12 protein-coding genes and 1 tRNA gene are annotated in these 15,432 nt (G+C 44.6%); 10 read left to right on the plus strand and 3 right to left on the minus strand.

What is annotated here, in order from left to right; translation table 11 throughout:
- Positions 1-164 precede the first annotated feature (164 nt).
- The 7 genes from T494_RS11780 to spoIVA all read left to right on the plus strand — a co-directional run bounded on the left by T494_RS11780 (position 165) and on the right by spoIVA (position 9,643).
- On the plus strand, positions 165-1,121 hold the full coding sequence (locus T494_RS11780; RefSeq protein WP_037343502.1) for a glycosyltransferase: 957 nt from the start codon (positions 165-167) through the stop codon (positions 1,119-1,121).
- Positions 1,106-4,093 (plus strand): YfhO family protein, encoded by a 2,988-nt coding sequence (locus tag T494_RS11785; protein WP_051539801.1) that lies wholly within the window; start codon positions 1,106-1,108, stop codon positions 4,091-4,093. The genes T494_RS11780 and T494_RS11785 overlap by 16 nt, the downstream gene beginning before the upstream one ends.
- Positions 4,094-4,241: 148 nt before the next feature.
- Positions 4,242-5,144 carry a zinc-ribbon domain-containing protein gene (locus tag T494_RS0100445; RefSeq protein WP_028504602.1) on the plus strand — a complete coding sequence of 301 codons (903 nt, stop codon included), beginning with the start codon at positions 4,242-4,244 and terminating at the stop codon, positions 5,142-5,144.
- A 138-nt stretch (positions 5,145-5,282) separates the two neighbouring features.
- Entirely contained in the window at positions 5,283-5,777 is a 495-nt protein-coding gene (locus T494_RS0100450; RefSeq protein ID WP_028504603.1) for an SH3 domain-containing protein, read from the plus strand.
- A complete protein-coding gene (locus tag T494_RS0100455) occupies positions 5,777-6,469 on the plus strand; it encodes a SprT family zinc-dependent metalloprotease (protein WP_028504604.1) in 693 nt (230 codons plus the stop codon). Before T494_RS0100450 ends, T494_RS0100455 begins: the two co-directional genes overlap by 1 nt.
- Positions 6,470-6,588: 119 nt before the next feature.
- A complete protein-coding gene (locus tag T494_RS0100460; RefSeq protein WP_028504605.1) occupies positions 6,589-8,154 on the plus strand; it encodes an SPOCS domain-containing protein in 1,566 nt (521 codons plus the stop codon).
- Between the two features lie 13 nt (positions 8,155-8,167).
- A complete protein-coding gene (spoIVA, locus tag T494_RS0100465; RefSeq protein WP_028504606.1) occupies positions 8,168-9,643 on the plus strand; it encodes a stage IV sporulation protein A in 1,476 nt (491 codons plus the stop codon).
- 117 nt (positions 9,644-9,760) lie between these two features.
- Here spoIVA and T494_RS13200 read toward each other — a convergent pair whose 3' ends face one another.
- The 3 genes from T494_RS13200 to T494_RS0100480 all read right to left on the minus strand — a co-directional run bounded on the left by T494_RS13200 (position 9,761) and on the right by T494_RS0100480 (position 12,803).
- Positions 9,761-11,458: an HD domain-containing phosphohydrolase gene (locus T494_RS13200; RefSeq protein WP_051539803.1), complete on the minus strand. Its 1,698-nt coding sequence runs from the start codon at positions 11,456-11,458 to the stop codon at positions 9,761-9,763.
- Positions 11,459-11,572: 114 nt separating this feature from the next.
- The gene (locus T494_RS0100475; RefSeq protein ID WP_028504607.1) at positions 11,573-12,370 is read right to left on the minus strand and encodes a hypothetical protein; all 798 of its coding nucleotides are present in this window, start codon (positions 12,368-12,370) and stop codon (positions 11,573-11,575) included.
- 58 nt (positions 12,371-12,428) lie between these two features.
- The gene (locus T494_RS0100480; protein ID WP_028504608.1) at positions 12,429-12,803 is read right to left on the minus strand and encodes a YegP family protein; all 375 of its coding nucleotides are present in this window, start codon (positions 12,801-12,803) and stop codon (positions 12,429-12,431) included.
- Between the two features lie 217 nt (positions 12,804-13,020).
- Here T494_RS0100480 and T494_RS0100485 point away from each other — a divergent pair.
- The 3 genes from T494_RS0100485 (at position 13,021) to T494_RS0100495 (ending at position 15,384) form a co-directional block, all read left to right on the plus strand.
- Positions 13,021-13,097: transfer RNA gene (locus T494_RS0100485), tRNA-Pro, on the plus strand.
- A 98-nt stretch (positions 13,098-13,195) separates the two neighbouring features.
- Entirely contained in the window at positions 13,196-13,876 is a 681-nt protein-coding gene (locus T494_RS0100490; protein WP_242836348.1) for a hypothetical protein, read from the plus strand.
- A 146-nt stretch (positions 13,877-14,022) separates the two neighbouring features.
- Positions 14,023-15,384 (plus strand): NCS2 family permease, encoded by a 1,362-nt coding sequence (locus tag T494_RS0100495; protein ID WP_028504610.1) that lies wholly within the window; start codon positions 14,023-14,025, stop codon positions 15,382-15,384.
- Positions 15,385-15,432: the final 48 nt, after the last annotated feature.

Raw genomic sequence — 15,432 nt, forward strand, 5'->3', positions numbered from 1 at the left:
AGAGCATATCCCCATAATTATGCTTTTTTTCCTGCTGTACTGGCTGATGAGGCATAAGAAATTGTGTGATTATATTGACAATAAGGGGCATTTATTATATAATAAAAAGGTATGTAGACACTTTGTGTCTGTTTTTACGGACTTTTGAAAGGAGAGGACCCGGATTGCTTTCTGTTATTATACCAAGCTATAACGAAGAAGGTAACGTTGTCAAGGCTGCGGACGTGGTTTCAAAGCTGCTTGAGGAGAACGATATAGATTACGAACTGATATTTGTAAACGACGGTTCAAAGGATAAAACCTGGGAGCTTATAAACGAGCTTGCCACCACCCGTGAGCATATTGTGGGTGTAAACTTTTCCAGGAATTTCGGAAAGGAAAGTGCTATCTTTGCAGGACTTGAGGTGGCAAAGGGCGATGCCTGCGTACTGCTTGACTGTGACTTGCAGTTCCCGCCGGAGGTTATTATCCAGATGTACAACATCTGGAAGAACAATGATGTTGATGTAGTAGAGGGACGCAAAAAGTCAAGAGGCAAGGAAAACTTTATCTACAAGGCATTTTCGCTTATGTTCTACAAGATGATAAACTCATCAAGCGGACTGGATATGCGGGCTGCCAGCGACTTCAAGCTTATGGACAGGTCTGTGGTGGATTCACTTAATGCCATGCCAGAAAGGCTCACATTCTTCAGAGCTATGTCCAGCTGGGTAGGCTACAAGACAGAGAAGATATACTTTGATGTACGTGACAGAGAGGTAGGAGAGAGCAAGTGGACGGTGGGCAAGCTTATAAAGTTTGCGCTGAACAATATCACCTCGTTTACCTCTGCACCGCTGCAGATAGTTACCGTCTGCGGTATAATCACCTTCCTTATTTCTGTTATCATGGGCGTAAACACCCTTTATAACAAATTCTTCGGTGATGCGTCGGCAGGTTTCTCAACCGTCATCATCCTTCAGCTTTTCACTTCCAGCATAATCATGTTCAGCCTGGGAATAATAGGATTTTACATATCAAAGATATATGAGGAGATTAAACAAAGACCCAGGTATATCATAAAGGACCTTGTACGCAAACAAGACCCATACAGCGGAGGAGACATATGGAAGAAAGGATAAAAAAAGCTGCCGTTCCGAAAAAGGGTTTTTGGGATAAGACCAGTTCATGGCTTTATGACAAACGCTGGTATTTTCTTGCCTTTTTCCTGCCCGCAGCAATATTGTTCACAGCCTACGCTTTTTTCAAGGTCTACCCTTTCGGGGACAATTCTGTGCTGGTGCTTGACCTAAACGGACAGTATGTCTATTACTACGAGGCTTACCGTGATGCCTTCTGGGGTGACGGAAGCTTCATTTACGACTGGTCCAGGAACCTGAGCGGCGAAATGTTCGGTATCTTTGCATATTACCTTGCAAGCCCGTTCATGTTAATAATCTATCTGCTGCCCCGTTCAATGATGCCAACGTCCATACTTATAATGCAGCTTGCAAAGGTGGGCACCGCAGCGGTGACTTTCAGGTTTTTCTTAAAAAAGATATCTCCCAAGAAGCCTAAAAAAGTCTCGCTTATAGTCTTTCCGACTATCTATGCGCTGATGTCCTATATGGTGGTCCAGCTTATGAACCCTATGTGGCTGGATGCGCTTATTTATCTTCCCCTTATATGCTGGGGAGTACAGCGACTGGTGCGTGAGGGCAAGATACTGCCGTATATAATCCCACTGTCACTTATGTTCATTTCCCATTTCTATATCGGCTATATGGTGGGGATATTCACTTTTATGTATTTTTGCTACGCCTGCCTTTCACTGGAGGACAGGACGCTTCCAAAAAAGTTTTTCAGAAAATGCGTTTACTTTGGAGTGGGAACGCTTATTTCCCTGATGTGTGCGGCGTTCGTGCTCATACCGGTCTACAACTCTCTGAAGCTGGGCAAGTTCGGTTTTACGACACCGGATTATTCTCTGGCTACCCAGTTCGATTTTCTTACCTTTACCACAAAGCTTTTCCCCATGTCCTATGACACGGTCTATCCGGAAGGCTTGCCGGTGATTTACTGTTCAACTGCTGCGCTGCTGCTGGTGCCGCTGTTTTTCCTTAATTCAAAGATATCCATTAAGGAAAAGACTACCAACGGCGTGCTTGCCGCATTGCTCGTGATATTTATGTATATCAAGCCTATCGACATGGCAATGCACGGGTTCCAGATGCCTCAGTGGCTCCCGTTCAGATATTCCTTTATTTTCTCTTTCTTGCTCATTTATATGTCCTTCAGGGCGTTTGAAAACCTTGACGGCATAACCATGAAAAATGTGGGCGGCATATATGCCGGACTGATGATATTCCTTTTCTGGTGCGAAAGAGAGAATTATAAGCATTTCCAGATCTTTGAGTCCGTGATCAAAGATGGCAAGACTTCTGTGGTAATCCAGGGAGTATGGATGGGCATGATCTGCCTGAGCATTGTTTTCGCACTTCTTTATCTGATTCACAAATACCCTAAGAATAAGACTATCGCTATGGTATTTGCAGCGGTAATATGCCTTGAGCTTTACGCAAACAACCTTGATACCTTCCGCAAGATAGACAAGGACGTGGCTTACAGCAAGTATTCATCGTATGAGCCGTATATCTCCGAGGTGAGGGGTGCGGTGGATACAATAAAGAAGTTTGATACCGATCCCTTCTACCGAATGGAAGCCAATTTCCACAGAACTGTCAACGATCCTATCGGAACGGGTTATATTGGTCTGTCACATTCCAGCTCCACAATGAACGCTCCTGCCCTTAAAATGCTTCAGAAGTTCGGTTTTGCCTATGGCGGACACTATACCAAATATGACGGTGCCACATATATCACCGATGCACTGTTTGATATAAGATATATTATGGAAAAGACCGGTGATCTGAGCTATGTGGATGACAGGATAGTTGTTCCCCAGGAATATAAGCTCACCACCCAGTCTCAGCAAGGCAAGTCTACCTATAAGTTCTACAAAAATCCCAATGCACTTGGTCTGGGCGTTGCGGTAAGCAAGGATATTTTTAATATCCAGCTTCTTGACATCGACCCATTTGCAAACCAGAATTCTGTGATGAGTGCCCTTACGGGGGAGGACAAAAGCTACTTCAGGAGGCTTGAGGTCTTAGAGGATGAAACCAACAATGTTATCCGGGAAACGCTTGTTGACGGACATACAAAGTATTCTGTAAACGACAAGAATATTACCGATTCTCACATTGATTTCCTTGTGAAAGTAGACAGCGATTCAGGTGTGTATATGTATTTCCCAACGTCCTATGAGCGTAAATGTAATGTCTGGGTGCAGGACGAACGTGACTATGCTATGGCTGAGCAGCCCATGAGTCAGGCAGGACAGTTCTTTGAGTCAGATGAATATTCTATACTCAAGCTCGGTGATTTCAGTAAAGGTCAGACCCTGAGAGTAAGAATGACTATCGACAATAAATACGACGAAACGTTCTGGAAGGATTATATTTTCTGCAGCTTTGACTATGACACCTTTGCTCAGGACTGCAAGAAGGTCCAGCAGCGCAGTATGAACGTTACCAAGTTTGAGGACACCTACCTTGAGGGAACTGTGACTGCGGATTCCGACGGACAGTATCTGTTTACCACTATTCCTTATGAAAACGGATGGACCGTGACTGTAAACGGAAAAGAGGTAAAACAGGAGATAGCCCTTGAAAGCCTTATCGCTGTGCCACTTGAAAAGGGTGAAAACAAGGTCACATTCAGATTCCTTCCAAAGTATTATATCGTTTCTCTTATTGTTACAGGCTTTGGAGTAATATGCCTTGTGCTTGTCTTCCTTTGCGAGGTCAAGAAGTATGACATGGCAAAGCCTTTCAGAAAGCTTGCAGGCTCTGTGAGGAACAAGGTCGATGCACTGGCTGTAGAACAGGAGGAAACTGACGGCGGAGAATCGGAAGCTTCACAAGATAATGATGAGTCGGAACAAGAGCCTCATGTGGATGACGACGAGTGCGATGACGACGAGTATGAAGACGACGATTACGAAGATGAAGATGAAGAATACCAGGATGATGAGGAAAGCGAGGAACAATGAACGGAAAGTGCGTGTTGTATCTCCTTTATTCGACCGTTTGAGAGTTTGTTTTTGCTTTAACGCTATTGACAATGGTATATAAAAAAGGTAAAATGTTAGAGGTGAGAAATTCTCACCTCTGATTTTTTACATATAGGGGATGTTGAAAATGGCAGAACAGAAAAAGGTTTATAAAAAACTGACAAGTGCCAGCGGTTTTATCCGCCTTCTGAGCATCGTATGCTTTGTGCTTTGCGTTGTGACACTTGTTCTGGAACCGGTAGGAAAGCTGATCTATAACTCTACGTTTGAAAATGACATCAATTTTCTTCTTGTAAATGGATACAGGGCTTATTTCAATGCCTTCCAGCACGCATTGATATTGTGCATACTTTCGCTGGCTCTGATAATTGCGGCTTTCAGCTCAAAGACGAGGAAAAATATAGGGCAGGGTTTCAGCGCACTGCTTGTGCTTATACCGCTGGTGTCTTCCATATATCCAACCATTGGTCTGATAGATTATTTCAATGACGGAGTATTCAAAAGCTATATGAACGGCGCAGATAACATGAAGTTTAAAGGCATAAGCATTCTGCTTGTTTTTGTTATCCCGCTCTTTGTAGCGCTGATGCTTGTTTTGTGCGGCTTTATCCTTAGCTGCAAGAACCTCGCCGAAAAAAAGCCCACGGAAGTTACATACATTCCGCCAAGAAAAAAGACACCTGCACCTGCTCAGCAGCATGGTGTGCCCCAGCAGATGGGACAGACTCCCATGCCAGGCAGCCAGCAATTTGCTGTGAATAACGGTGGATTTATCCCTTTGCAGAATAATCCGTATGCTCCGCCTGTGTCTGCGGAAAACGTGAAAAAGACTGCGCCTGAGCATGACAGTGACATGAGAACTGCTGCTCCAACCGAAAAGCCTGAAAAAGAAAGTCCCCCTGAACGGGAAAATAAAACCGTGGAAAAGACAGATGGTGCAGTCTCCGACAAGAAGATCTGCCCAAACTGTAACGCAGAGCTTGCTGCATCTGCAAAATTCTGTAAAGTCTGCGGTACACCTCAGAAATAAATAGTAACAGCTAAGCGGTGATGTCCCCCCAAAGGGGCATCGCCTTTTTTACTGCCACTGTCTGTATTGACAAAAGCCGTAAAGATATAGTATAATCATATAGTAAAAATAAGTCTCTTTTTCGGGAGTTGTAAATAAATGAGCAATAACAGACGCAAAAGAAAAACCCCTGTCGTGGCAAGGATTAGCCCTACCGGGGCAGCTGCAATAGTCGTAATGGGAATATTTGTAATGTGCCTCGTGGTGCTGGTTTCAAAGGCTCTTTTCGTAAGTAATTCCAAGGAGCTTCCGGAGGGCATCGATACAGCTACCATTGGCTCACAGACCCAACCTTCAGATCCACAGAGCGGTGCAGAAGCGACAACTACCACAGCCGCAGCCTCTGTTACCACCACTGTTGCCAAGACCACTACCACCGAGACCACCACTACAACGGCTGTTGTTAAAATGAAAACATTGAGGATAACCTATCTTAAAGAAGAACCTGATGATGAAGCTAAGAATATCGTCCCTATGTCCGTGGGCATACAGGTGGACGTACTTGAAACGCTGGAGAACGGCTGGAGCAAGGTCACATTCCTTAATGTGACAGGTCAGCTCACAGGTTATATCCTTACCAGCTGTCTGGGCTGATGAACAGGCAAAGGTATACAATATGCCTCAAAGACGGGCATCAGCAAAGCTTCCTGCTGGATGTGGGAAGAAGAAAACGTCTTACAATGGTGTTTGACGAATCAGGACTTGTGGTGCGTGCACCTTATGGCTGTACCAACAGGGATATAAACGATTTTATCCTTTCAAATTCAGACTGGATAATCCACCAGGAAAGGAAGCGGCAAAGCTATATCGGTCTGCCAAAGACCTATGAGCAGGGTGAGAGAATAAGGCTTCTGGGTGAGGTATATGAGATAAGCTTCGTTTACAGCGGCAGGTACTTTCCCCCGTATCTTTCGGATAAAAAGCTGAACGTGGCGGTAACGGAGCTGAGCGACAAAGCTTATCGAATGCTTCAGATAGACCGTTTTATATCCAATCTTGCGTCAGCAGCGATAAAAGAATGTTTTGAGCAGGCTTGCCGCCTTGTGGGCAAAGCACCAAGAAAACTTACCATAAAGACAATGTCCTCCCGGTGGGGTTCGTGTACCTCAAAGGGAAATATTGCTATAAACAGTAAAGTAGTGCAGTTTCCAAGAGAGTGCATTTTGTACGTTTGTATACATGAGCTTTGCCACCTGGAGCATATGGACCACAGTAATGATTTCTGGGCAATGGTGGAAAAAAGCTGTCCCGACTGGAAAAGACTGCGAAAAATAATGAATAACTGATGATTACACAACCGGTGATATTATATCGCCGGTCTTTTTTTGCATAATAAAGCCAATAGGGGAATATACTGTTTTAGCGAATGCAAACTCAACATAAAACATAGGAGGCTTGAGAAGATATGGATAAAACAGAGTTTAACATCAGCCGTGAAAGCTTCTGCGAAGGGGAGTTGGTCGTTGACACTACCGTGGAGCAGGGTGTGGAGAAGGATTTTGTGCTGCCTGATTACTGTGCGGACATTTTCAGGATACTCAAATGCATAGTAGAACCTGCTGTGGTGTCACAGACTATAAACGGCGGAAAACTCAGCTTTGAGATCTGCGTTACTGCACGAGTGCTGTACTGTTCCGAGGGCAACAGCGACATAAACTGTATCGTTCAGAAAATGAACTACACAAAATCAGTGGATATGACAGACAACTGCCTTGACCCCGGCATAAGCATACAACCGGTGTGCGACTATGTGAACTGCCGTGTTATAAGCCCCAGAAGACTTGATATCAGAGGAGCGGTCACATCAAGGATAACGGTTTGCTGCAACAAAAACCAGTCCCTTGTCAGCGATGCTTCGGGCGGCAATATCCAGCTCAGAAAACAGCTTATGACATACCCCTCAAAGAGGCTTACCGCAAACAAGCGTGTGACCATGATAGAAGAGGTGCAGCTTGCCGCCGACAAGCCCCCTGTGTCCCAGGTCATAAGGACAGAGTGCTACATAAAACCCGGAGAGCAGAAGATGATCGCAGGAAAGCTTGTAACAAAGGGCGATGCAAATATCTATATGCTTTATTCCTGCGTTGATCTTTCCGGAGAAAACACCCTTGAGAGTATGCGCTTTACCGTTCCCTTCAGCCAGATCATCGACATAGAAGGGATAGACGAGAGTTTTGAGGCAGACGTTGAGATAACCCCTGCAGGCTGCGAGATACTTACATCTGCCGATAAGACCGCACCGATGGAGTGCGAGATAGTTATGCTTGTAAACTGCGAGGCGGTGAAATATGAAACTGCGGAAGTGGTTACGGATGCCTATTCCACAAAATACGAGACAGAGCTTACCACAGTATCCGGAAGCTTTGAGGCAACCCCCGTTAAGCTTGAACAGGAGAGCAATATAAGCGCAAAGATAGACTATCCCGACGACGAGATACTGCGTGTATATGACAGCTGGGCAGCAGGCGAAAATGTGAGCATCAGTACCGATGAGCAAACCGGCAGCCGCACCGTAAGCGGCAATGTGAGATTCAGCGTCCTTGCCAGAAGCAAAAGCGGAATGCCGGTATTTCTTGAAACGGAATCGCCTTTTGAACAGCCTCTTGAGCTGCCCGAACAGTTTGCAGGTGCAAAAGACCTTGCGCTTGATGCAAAGATAAGCATAAAGGGCTGCGAATATCATATGTCAGACGGCAATACCGTGCAGGTCACAGCAGGCATGGTCCTGAGAACAAAAGTCTCATCAGGCAGCACAGGGCAGATAGTATCGGATATAAAGGTGGACACCGAAAAGCCAAAACAGTGTGATGACAGCTGCTGTGTTAAGCTTTGCTGCTGCGGTGACGGAGAGGATATCTGGGATATCGCAAAGAGATATTCTACCTCGGTATCAGCCATAATCGAGGAAAATGAGCTTGATGAAAACAGTTCGGGTACCGGCACGATGCTGCTTATCCCACTGATAAAATAGGAGGGTTGGATATATGGCACATGATATTTATTCCGATATCGCCGCAAGAACAGGCGGAGATATATACATAGGTGTGGTTGGTCCGGTGAGAACGGGTAAATCCACATTCATCAACAGATTTATGGAACAGTTCGTTATCCCAAATATCGAAAGTGATTTCCGCAAGGAACGTGCGATAGATGAACTGCCTCAGTCATCAGCAGGCAAGACCATAATGACCACCGAGCCTAAGTTTATTCCCGAAGAGGCAGTGCGTGTGAATATTGAGGGCGGGGCAAGCTTTAATGTTCGCATGATAGACTGTGTAGGCTACATAATCCCCAGCGCAATAGGTTATATCGAGAACGATGCTCCGAGAATGGTGGATACTCCCTGGTTTGACGATCCTGTTCCATTTAACATGGCAGCAGAGGTGGGAACGGAAAAGGTAATAACCCAGCATTCCACCATAGGGCTTGTGGTCACTACCGACGGAAGCATTACCGACCTGCCCCGTGATGAATATGAGGAGTGCGAACAAAGGGTAATAAACGAGCTTAAAGGTATTAACAAACCATTTGTTGTGCTTATGAACAGTACAGATCCGGACAGTAAGAGCGTAAAGGAGCTTTGTGATGAGCTTTCACAGCGCTATGAAGCACCGGTGATGCCGGTAAGCTGTATTGACCTTGATGAGGATGATATAAGAAAGATACTCACCCAGATATTGTATTCCTTCCCGGTCAGAGAGATAAACATCTCCATGCCAAGCTGGATAAACTCCCTCAAGAAAGGACACTGGCTGAAGGATTCCGTCTTTGGACACATTAAAACAGCTGCCTTCGGGGTAAAAAATCTTCGTGATGTAAACTCACTTTCCGATGAGCTGGAGGGGTGTGAATATATAACCGCCTCCAAAGTCACCGAGATCGACCTTGGAAATGGCAGCGCAAATGTAAAAGCAGACCTTGAGCCAAGTTTGTTCTTTAAGATAATCGGCGAGGTCACAGGGCTTGAGGTGTCTGATGAAAACCAGCTTATGGACAGTATATTTGAGCTTGTAAAGGTAAGAAAGCGTTTTGAGAAGTTTTCCGATGCTCTTGATGAAATGGAAGCAACAGGCTATGGAATAGTTATGCCGACTATGGACGAAATGACCCTTGCCGAACCGGAAATTCTTAAACAGGGGACAAAGTACGGCATACGTCTCAAAGCCTCCGCCCCGGCAGTACATTTGTTAAAGACCTCTATCAATACAGAGGTTGCGCCGATAGTGGGCAGCGAGAAACAATCGGAGGAGCTTGTGCTTTATATGCTCAACGACTTTGAAGACTCTCCGGATAAAATATGGAGTTCAAACATCTTCGGAAAATCTCTCCACGAGCTTGTAAACGAGGGGCTGCACGCCAAAATGAGCAAGCTGCCCTCTGACGCCCGCAACAGGCTGAGAGAGACTATAGAGCGAATGATAAATGAGGGGTGCTCGGGACTTATATGCTTTATTCTTTGAGTGCAGACTTGCCATGTCCCTTGTATAAAACATAGCCATATCTTAAGAGGTACTCCTTAAAAAAAGACCGACAGCGCATCAAAAAAGCGTTATCGGTCTTTTTAATTATTCTGAAGATCAGCACTCTATGGAGCTGTAATATGCCTCAAGCTTGGGTCGTGCTTTTACAAAATACGGTTCAAGCCTTTTGTCAAACTGTGTACCCATTCCGTCAAGGATTATCTGGCTCGCATCGGAGAAGGAAACCTTTTCCTTGTATACACGCTTGCTGACAAGAACGTCGTAAACGTCTGCAATAGCCGTAATACGTGCCTCGATAGGTATGTCGTCGCCTTTTAGCCCGTCGGGATATCCCGAACCGTCATACCGCTCGTGATGGTAGTGAGCAACATTTTCGGCGATAAGATGGAATTCCGTATCCTCTGTGTCTTTAAGGATCTCGTGAACTATCTTTGCACCCTCGGCAGCGTGGGACTTCATTATGGCATATTCCTCGTCGGTAAGCTTGCCGGGCTTTCTGAGTATGGCATCGTCAACAGCGATCTTGCCAAGGTCGTGCATTGGAGCAGCTTTGGTAACATTGCGGTAAAACTGATCCGTTAAGCCCATAAAGTGATCTTTTTTCATCTCGTCGGTGAGTATTTTCACAGCGGTACTTGTCCTTTTGATGTGACCGCCGGTTGAGTTATCACGGCTTTCGACCAGTGTTGCCATGCCAAGTATCATCTGGTCATGCATTTCAAGTATTTGTGCAGTCTTTTCCTGCACCTCGTGGATAAGCTCGTCGTTAAAGGTGTCGATAAGCTTTATGTATTGCTGGTTTTGCGTGTCATCGGTTATAAACAGATGATAGCCTCTGTTTTTGTGCCCATCGAAAAGGAATGATAAGCTGATAAGATAAATCTTATCCTCCTTCTCGTAATAGAACTGACTGCGGGAATTTTCGCTTTTGAATACGTCAAGCCAGCGGATAAGCGTATCCTTCACAGCTTCATTATTCTTGATCGTTTTGTCCACCGTCAGATCTTTGAGGGCAGGGATGATCTCTCGTGCGGTGTGGTTGCTTCCCAGGTATCTGTATTTAAAATCGACAGATACAAAGCCCTTGTCGCCCTCCTGAACCATTGAATCTATTGCTGCATCAGTTACATCATAAAGGGAGATGCGGTTGATGATAAGCAGGTACATGAGCTGAGCGCAGACATAGGAAAGAGGAACAGGGTCAATGTCACGTATCACTGTTCTTCCCAGGATATAAGCAGTTATTGAAACTGCCTCAGAGATAAAAAGAAAATAAATGTTTCTTCGTGATATCTGATTTTTCTTGACGAGGCTGTATACTATTGCGATCAGACCAAGTGTAAAATACCCGAAGACCATTACGGTGAACACAGTGTGCATAAACCCGTATTTCTTGTCAAGATTGGGTATACCGTTGACTGTATAGAAAACAATTGGTTTTTTGTAAAAAACATCTGAAGTGCCGATGGAGAGTACAGATATGTATACCAGCGTACTCAGCGTCATAAACCCTACCTTTACCAGACCGTGCAGTTTTATATGACACAGACTGAAAACAATAAGCATTATGATCAGCAGCAGGTAACATCCGCCGATATAGATGATCTTTTTTGCCATGAGTGCAGCTTCATAGGACTCGGCTTTTGAGTAAAGCAGATACCCAAGATTTGCCACCGGTATCAGAGCAAAGACCAGCGTTATGTGAACGTCGAAGTGCTTGCGCCACAGAAATATATATGCAATAGACAAAACCAGCGAAAATGCCAGCATGATAGTATAAAATAACGTGACCATTTTTACTCCTGTTTCGGCTGCCGCCGTTTTGGTTGAATATATTACTTATTTATCTTATATTATACCATATCTGACCGAAAAGTCAACAGATAGGAAGCTGTAGTATATAAATATTTATCTCTTTTTGTGTTCAATTACCATGAATTTTGTTATCTGTTTTTCAAAGCTTTCAAGCTTGTTGGTGTCCTGTGTTTTTACAAGTGCCACAAAGAACTTGCGGTACATATCCAGCACATAGATACCACTGAACGGAGCGATAATGCTGTCGGCTATGCTGTTTAGCTGCTCGAGCGGCACCTGAAAGGCGTTGAAAAGAGCAAGCCCTTCGCTGGAAAGAAGCTTGTAAATGCTGTTTATGAAATCTTCGCTGAAAGCTTCCGGGTGTATCTTATCGCCGATATAAATGTCTGTGTGTATGTAGTCAAATTGTTCTTTCCCCTGTGCCAGAGCAACGTACCGGAAGGCATCGTCGTGTATCAGTCTGAAGCGGGAGCGCATATCGCCGCTTATAAAGAATCTTTTGGCAATGTCAACAAATTGCTTTGAGTATTCGACCCCCGTAACAGTGCACTGCTTATAGTGGTTGACCACAAACCTTGGGATAGAGCACCCTGCACAGCCAAGCACAAGAGCTTTTTTTGGGGGCTGCTGACAAAAGAAAGCATCAGCTGCCCTTTGAGCCTGTGGATAAAGGGGCTGAAAATGTCTGTGAGGGCTGAGATATACTGTGGAATAGATATATCTGCCGTTGTTGAAAAACTCAATGCTGCGTTTGTTTTTCCACGGTGAAAGCTTGTATCTGTAATCAGCCACCTCAAACCTTATGTGAGAGTCCTCACCCTCTCCGGTAAAGGTGTCAAGCACCACACGCTGCCCTTTGCCGAATATCTTTTTTTCGTTTTTATATCCCATGTTCAGCTCCGCCTAAACAAAGCGGACGGATTTTACCGCCCGCTGTTTTAATATTATTTTACTCAGCCTCTTCAACAGGAGCATCAGCAGCGTTTTTCTTTACGCTTTCAATGCCATTTTTGCATGAAGCCTTGGTGGTGTAGCCTTCGCTTGCAGCGATGACCTGGCCGTTGGTTGCTTTCAGACGGAATCTCGTCTCGCCTTTTTTGTCAGTGTAGATCTCAAACTTAGGGCACTTAGCGGTCTCAAATCCCTCAGTGGTCTGATCCTCGATGTTTGCCACAGGAGCATTCTTGGCAACGCTTGCGCATCCGTTTTTAGCAGAGCCCAGAGTTGTGAAGACCTCTCCGCCAATGCAGATGACCTCGCCGTTGCCTGCCTTCAGTGACCAAGTGTAGCCCGTGTTCGTCTTTTTAACAACAAATTTTCCCATTGAAATGACCTCACTTTCTTATTGAAGATTACATTGACATTATAATATAAATTGTCGGATTTGTCAATATTTTCTCGAAAAACTAATATAATTTATGTAAAAAGTCAAGGTGGGTGATCGTCACAAATATGTATTTTCAGGGGTTGACAAAATGCTCGGGTAATGTTATAATAATACTCGTGTGAAAGCCGCTTGGCGTGCTTGGATCCAATAATATCGGGGTGTGGCGCAGATTGGTAGCGCGCTACCTTGGGGTGGTAGAGGTCGCCCGTTCAAATCGGGTCACTCCGACCATATAAAGTCTTATCCGTTTTTTTGCGGGTAAGGCTTTTTTGTTGACTTTATGTACATGGTGTGGTAAAATATCACTAAGACGGATAAGGGGTGATAAGGTGGAAAAGCTGAGGGCTATTGGAGCCAGAAGGATAATAATGTCCTTTGTGGGCGTTTTTATCTGTGCTGTAAGTATAGGTATGTTCAAGTTCGCTGCTTTGGGCGTTGACCCGTTTCAGACGCTTATGGCAGGACTTGACTATGTTGTGCCGATAAGCTTTGGCACGCTTTATGTTATTGTCAATGCGGTGCTGCTGCTTTTTGCTTTGTTTACAGAAAGACACTATATCGGCATAGCCACAGTGATAAACCTGCTTTTTCTTGGCTATATAGTCAAGTTTACTCAAGATCTGCTGGAAAATCTTATCCCCGAGCCGGCTCTTTGGATAAGGATAGTCTTCCTGGTTGTGGGAATTGTTGCGATCTGTCTGTCGCTTTCCCTGTATATCACCGCAGATCTGGGCGTGTCAACATATGATGCTGTGGCGTTGGTGATGTATAACAAGTGGAAGATCTGGAAATTCAAATATGACCGGATACTTACCGATATAGTTTGTATTATTATAGGTATCTGCCTGTTTGTGATCGGCGGAGGGAGCTTTGATGAAATAATCGGTTCGGTAGGCGTGGGAACGGTAATAACAGCATTTTTTATGGGACCGCTTATAGAATTTTTTAACGTTCATTTTTCCATACCTTTGTTGAAATTAAAAAAGAATAAGAATGATGAGCACGTCTGAAAACGGCGTGTTCTTTTTTGATATGTTGTGATTGACTTTTTATGTCCGGTGGAGTATAATTGTTTATGTTAAAGGTATATTTTAACATACGTGGTGTGGGGATTTCTTGGATCAACCTGATTTTCAGGAAAAAAGGAGAAGTATGAATGGAAAAGCTTTTTAAGATCAAGGAGAGGGGAAGTACCGTAGGCACCGAAATTATGGCTGGCGTGGTAACCTTTATGACCATGGCTTATATCCTTGCGGTAAACCCGGATATCCTTTCGGGCTCCGGTATGGATAAGGACGCAGTAATGCTTGCGACCTGTCTTGCATCCTTTGTGGGATCAATGTGTATGGGACTTATGGCTAATCTACCCTTTGCGCTTTCTGCAGGAATGGGTGTAAATGCGTTTTTTGCCTTCACGGTCTGTGGTACAATGGGTTATCCGTGGCAGGTAGCTCTTTTTGCCGTATTTGTCGAGGGCATGATATTCATTATGCTCACACTCACAAATATCCGTGAGGCTATCTTCAACTGTATCCCCATGTCGCTGAAACAGTCTGTATCGGTTGGTATAGGTCTGTTTATTGCATTTATCGGTCTGCAAAACTCAAACCTTGTTGTTAAAAGTGATTCTACCCTTGTTGATATGGTGGATTTTTCCGATGCTCTCTATACCAAGGGTATATGCGCTGTGCTTGCAGTCCTTGGTCTTTTGCTTATAGCTATACTGCACGTTAAGAAAGTGCATGGTTCTATACTTGTCGGTATATTTTTTACCTGGCTGCTGGGCATAGGCTGTGAGCTTCTGGGATTTTACAAGCCGGACGCTGACGCAGGCTTCTATACCCTTATCCCAAGCTTCAGAATGACTGATTTTTCTGCTCTTGGAAAGACCTTCGGACAATGCTTCAATATCGATTTTTCGGGCATAGGGATATTCAATTTCATTGTGGTCATGCTTTCGTTCCTGTTTGTGGATACGTTTGATACCATTGGTACGCTTATCGGCGTGTCTTCAAAGGCAAATATGCTTGATGAAAAGGGAAGACTGCCCGGTGTCAAGCCTGCACTTCTTGCAGATGCCATTGCAACATCAAGCGGAGCAGTGCTCGGAACATCAACAACTACCACGTTTGTTGAATCTGCCGCAGGCGTTGGTGCAGGCGGAAGAACTGGTCTTACCGCTGTTGTAGCAGCAGTTTTGTTCCTGATATCCACTCTGCTTGCACCTATATTCACAGCTATCCCGTCCTTTGCAACAGCTCCTGCACTTATGTTTGTAGGATTTCTGATGTTCAGCAATATCTCAAAGATAAAGTTTGATGACGACAATCTTACAGAGGCTATCCCGGCATATTTCTGCATAGTTGCAATGCCTATGTTTTACAGCATAGCAGACGGAATCGCTGTTGGCGTGATCTCTTACGTGGCTATAAATCTGGCAACAGGAAAATTCAAAAAGATAAATCCGCTCATGTATGTGCTTGCAGGGCTTTTCATTCTCAATTATGTTTTCCTGTAATAAAGTGTTGTAAGAAAGCGTCCTTTTCAGGGCGCTTTTTTCTGCTTT

The organism is Ruminococcus sp. FC2018 (assembly GCF_000621805.1).
In the GTDB taxonomy this organism is placed as follows: domain Bacteria; phylum Bacillota; class Clostridia; order Oscillospirales; family Ruminococcaceae; genus Hominimerdicola.

Excerpts from the sequence above, each read along its gene's own strand:
- T494_RS11785 (WP_051539801.1), top strand. The coding sequence starts at position 1,106 with ATGGAAGAAAGGATAAAAAAAGCTGCCGTTCCGAAAAAGGGTTTTTGG.
- T494_RS13200 (WP_051539803.1), bottom strand. The coding sequence starts at position 11,458 with ATGGTCACGTTATTTTATACTATCATGCTGGCATTTTCGCTGGTTTTG.
- T494_RS0100495 (WP_028504610.1), top strand. The coding sequence starts at position 14,023 with ATGGAAAAGCTTTTTAAGATCAAGGAGAGGGGAAGTACCGTAGGCACC.
- T494_RS0100450 (WP_028504603.1), top strand. The coding sequence starts at position 5,283 with ATGAGCAATAACAGACGCAAAAGAAAAACCCCTGTCGTGGCAAGGATT.
- T494_RS0100445 (WP_028504602.1), top strand. The coding sequence starts at position 4,242 with ATGGCAGAACAGAAAAAGGTTTATAAAAAACTGACAAGTGCCAGCGGT.
- T494_RS0100480 (WP_028504608.1), bottom strand. The coding sequence starts at position 12,803 with ATGGGAAAATTTGTTGTTAAAAAGACGAACACGGGCTACACTTGGTCA.
- spoIVA (WP_028504606.1), top strand. The coding sequence starts at position 8,168 with ATGGCACATGATATTTATTCCGATATCGCCGCAAGAACAGGCGGAGAT.
- T494_RS0100475 (WP_028504607.1), bottom strand. The coding sequence starts at position 12,370 with ATGGGATATAAAAACGAAAAAAAGATATTCGGCAAAGGGCAGCGTGTG.
- T494_RS0100455 (WP_028504604.1), top strand. The coding sequence starts at position 5,777 with ATGAACAGGCAAAGGTATACAATATGCCTCAAAGACGGGCATCAGCAA.
- T494_RS0100460 (WP_028504605.1), top strand. The coding sequence starts at position 6,589 with ATGGATAAAACAGAGTTTAACATCAGCCGTGAAAGCTTCTGCGAAGGG.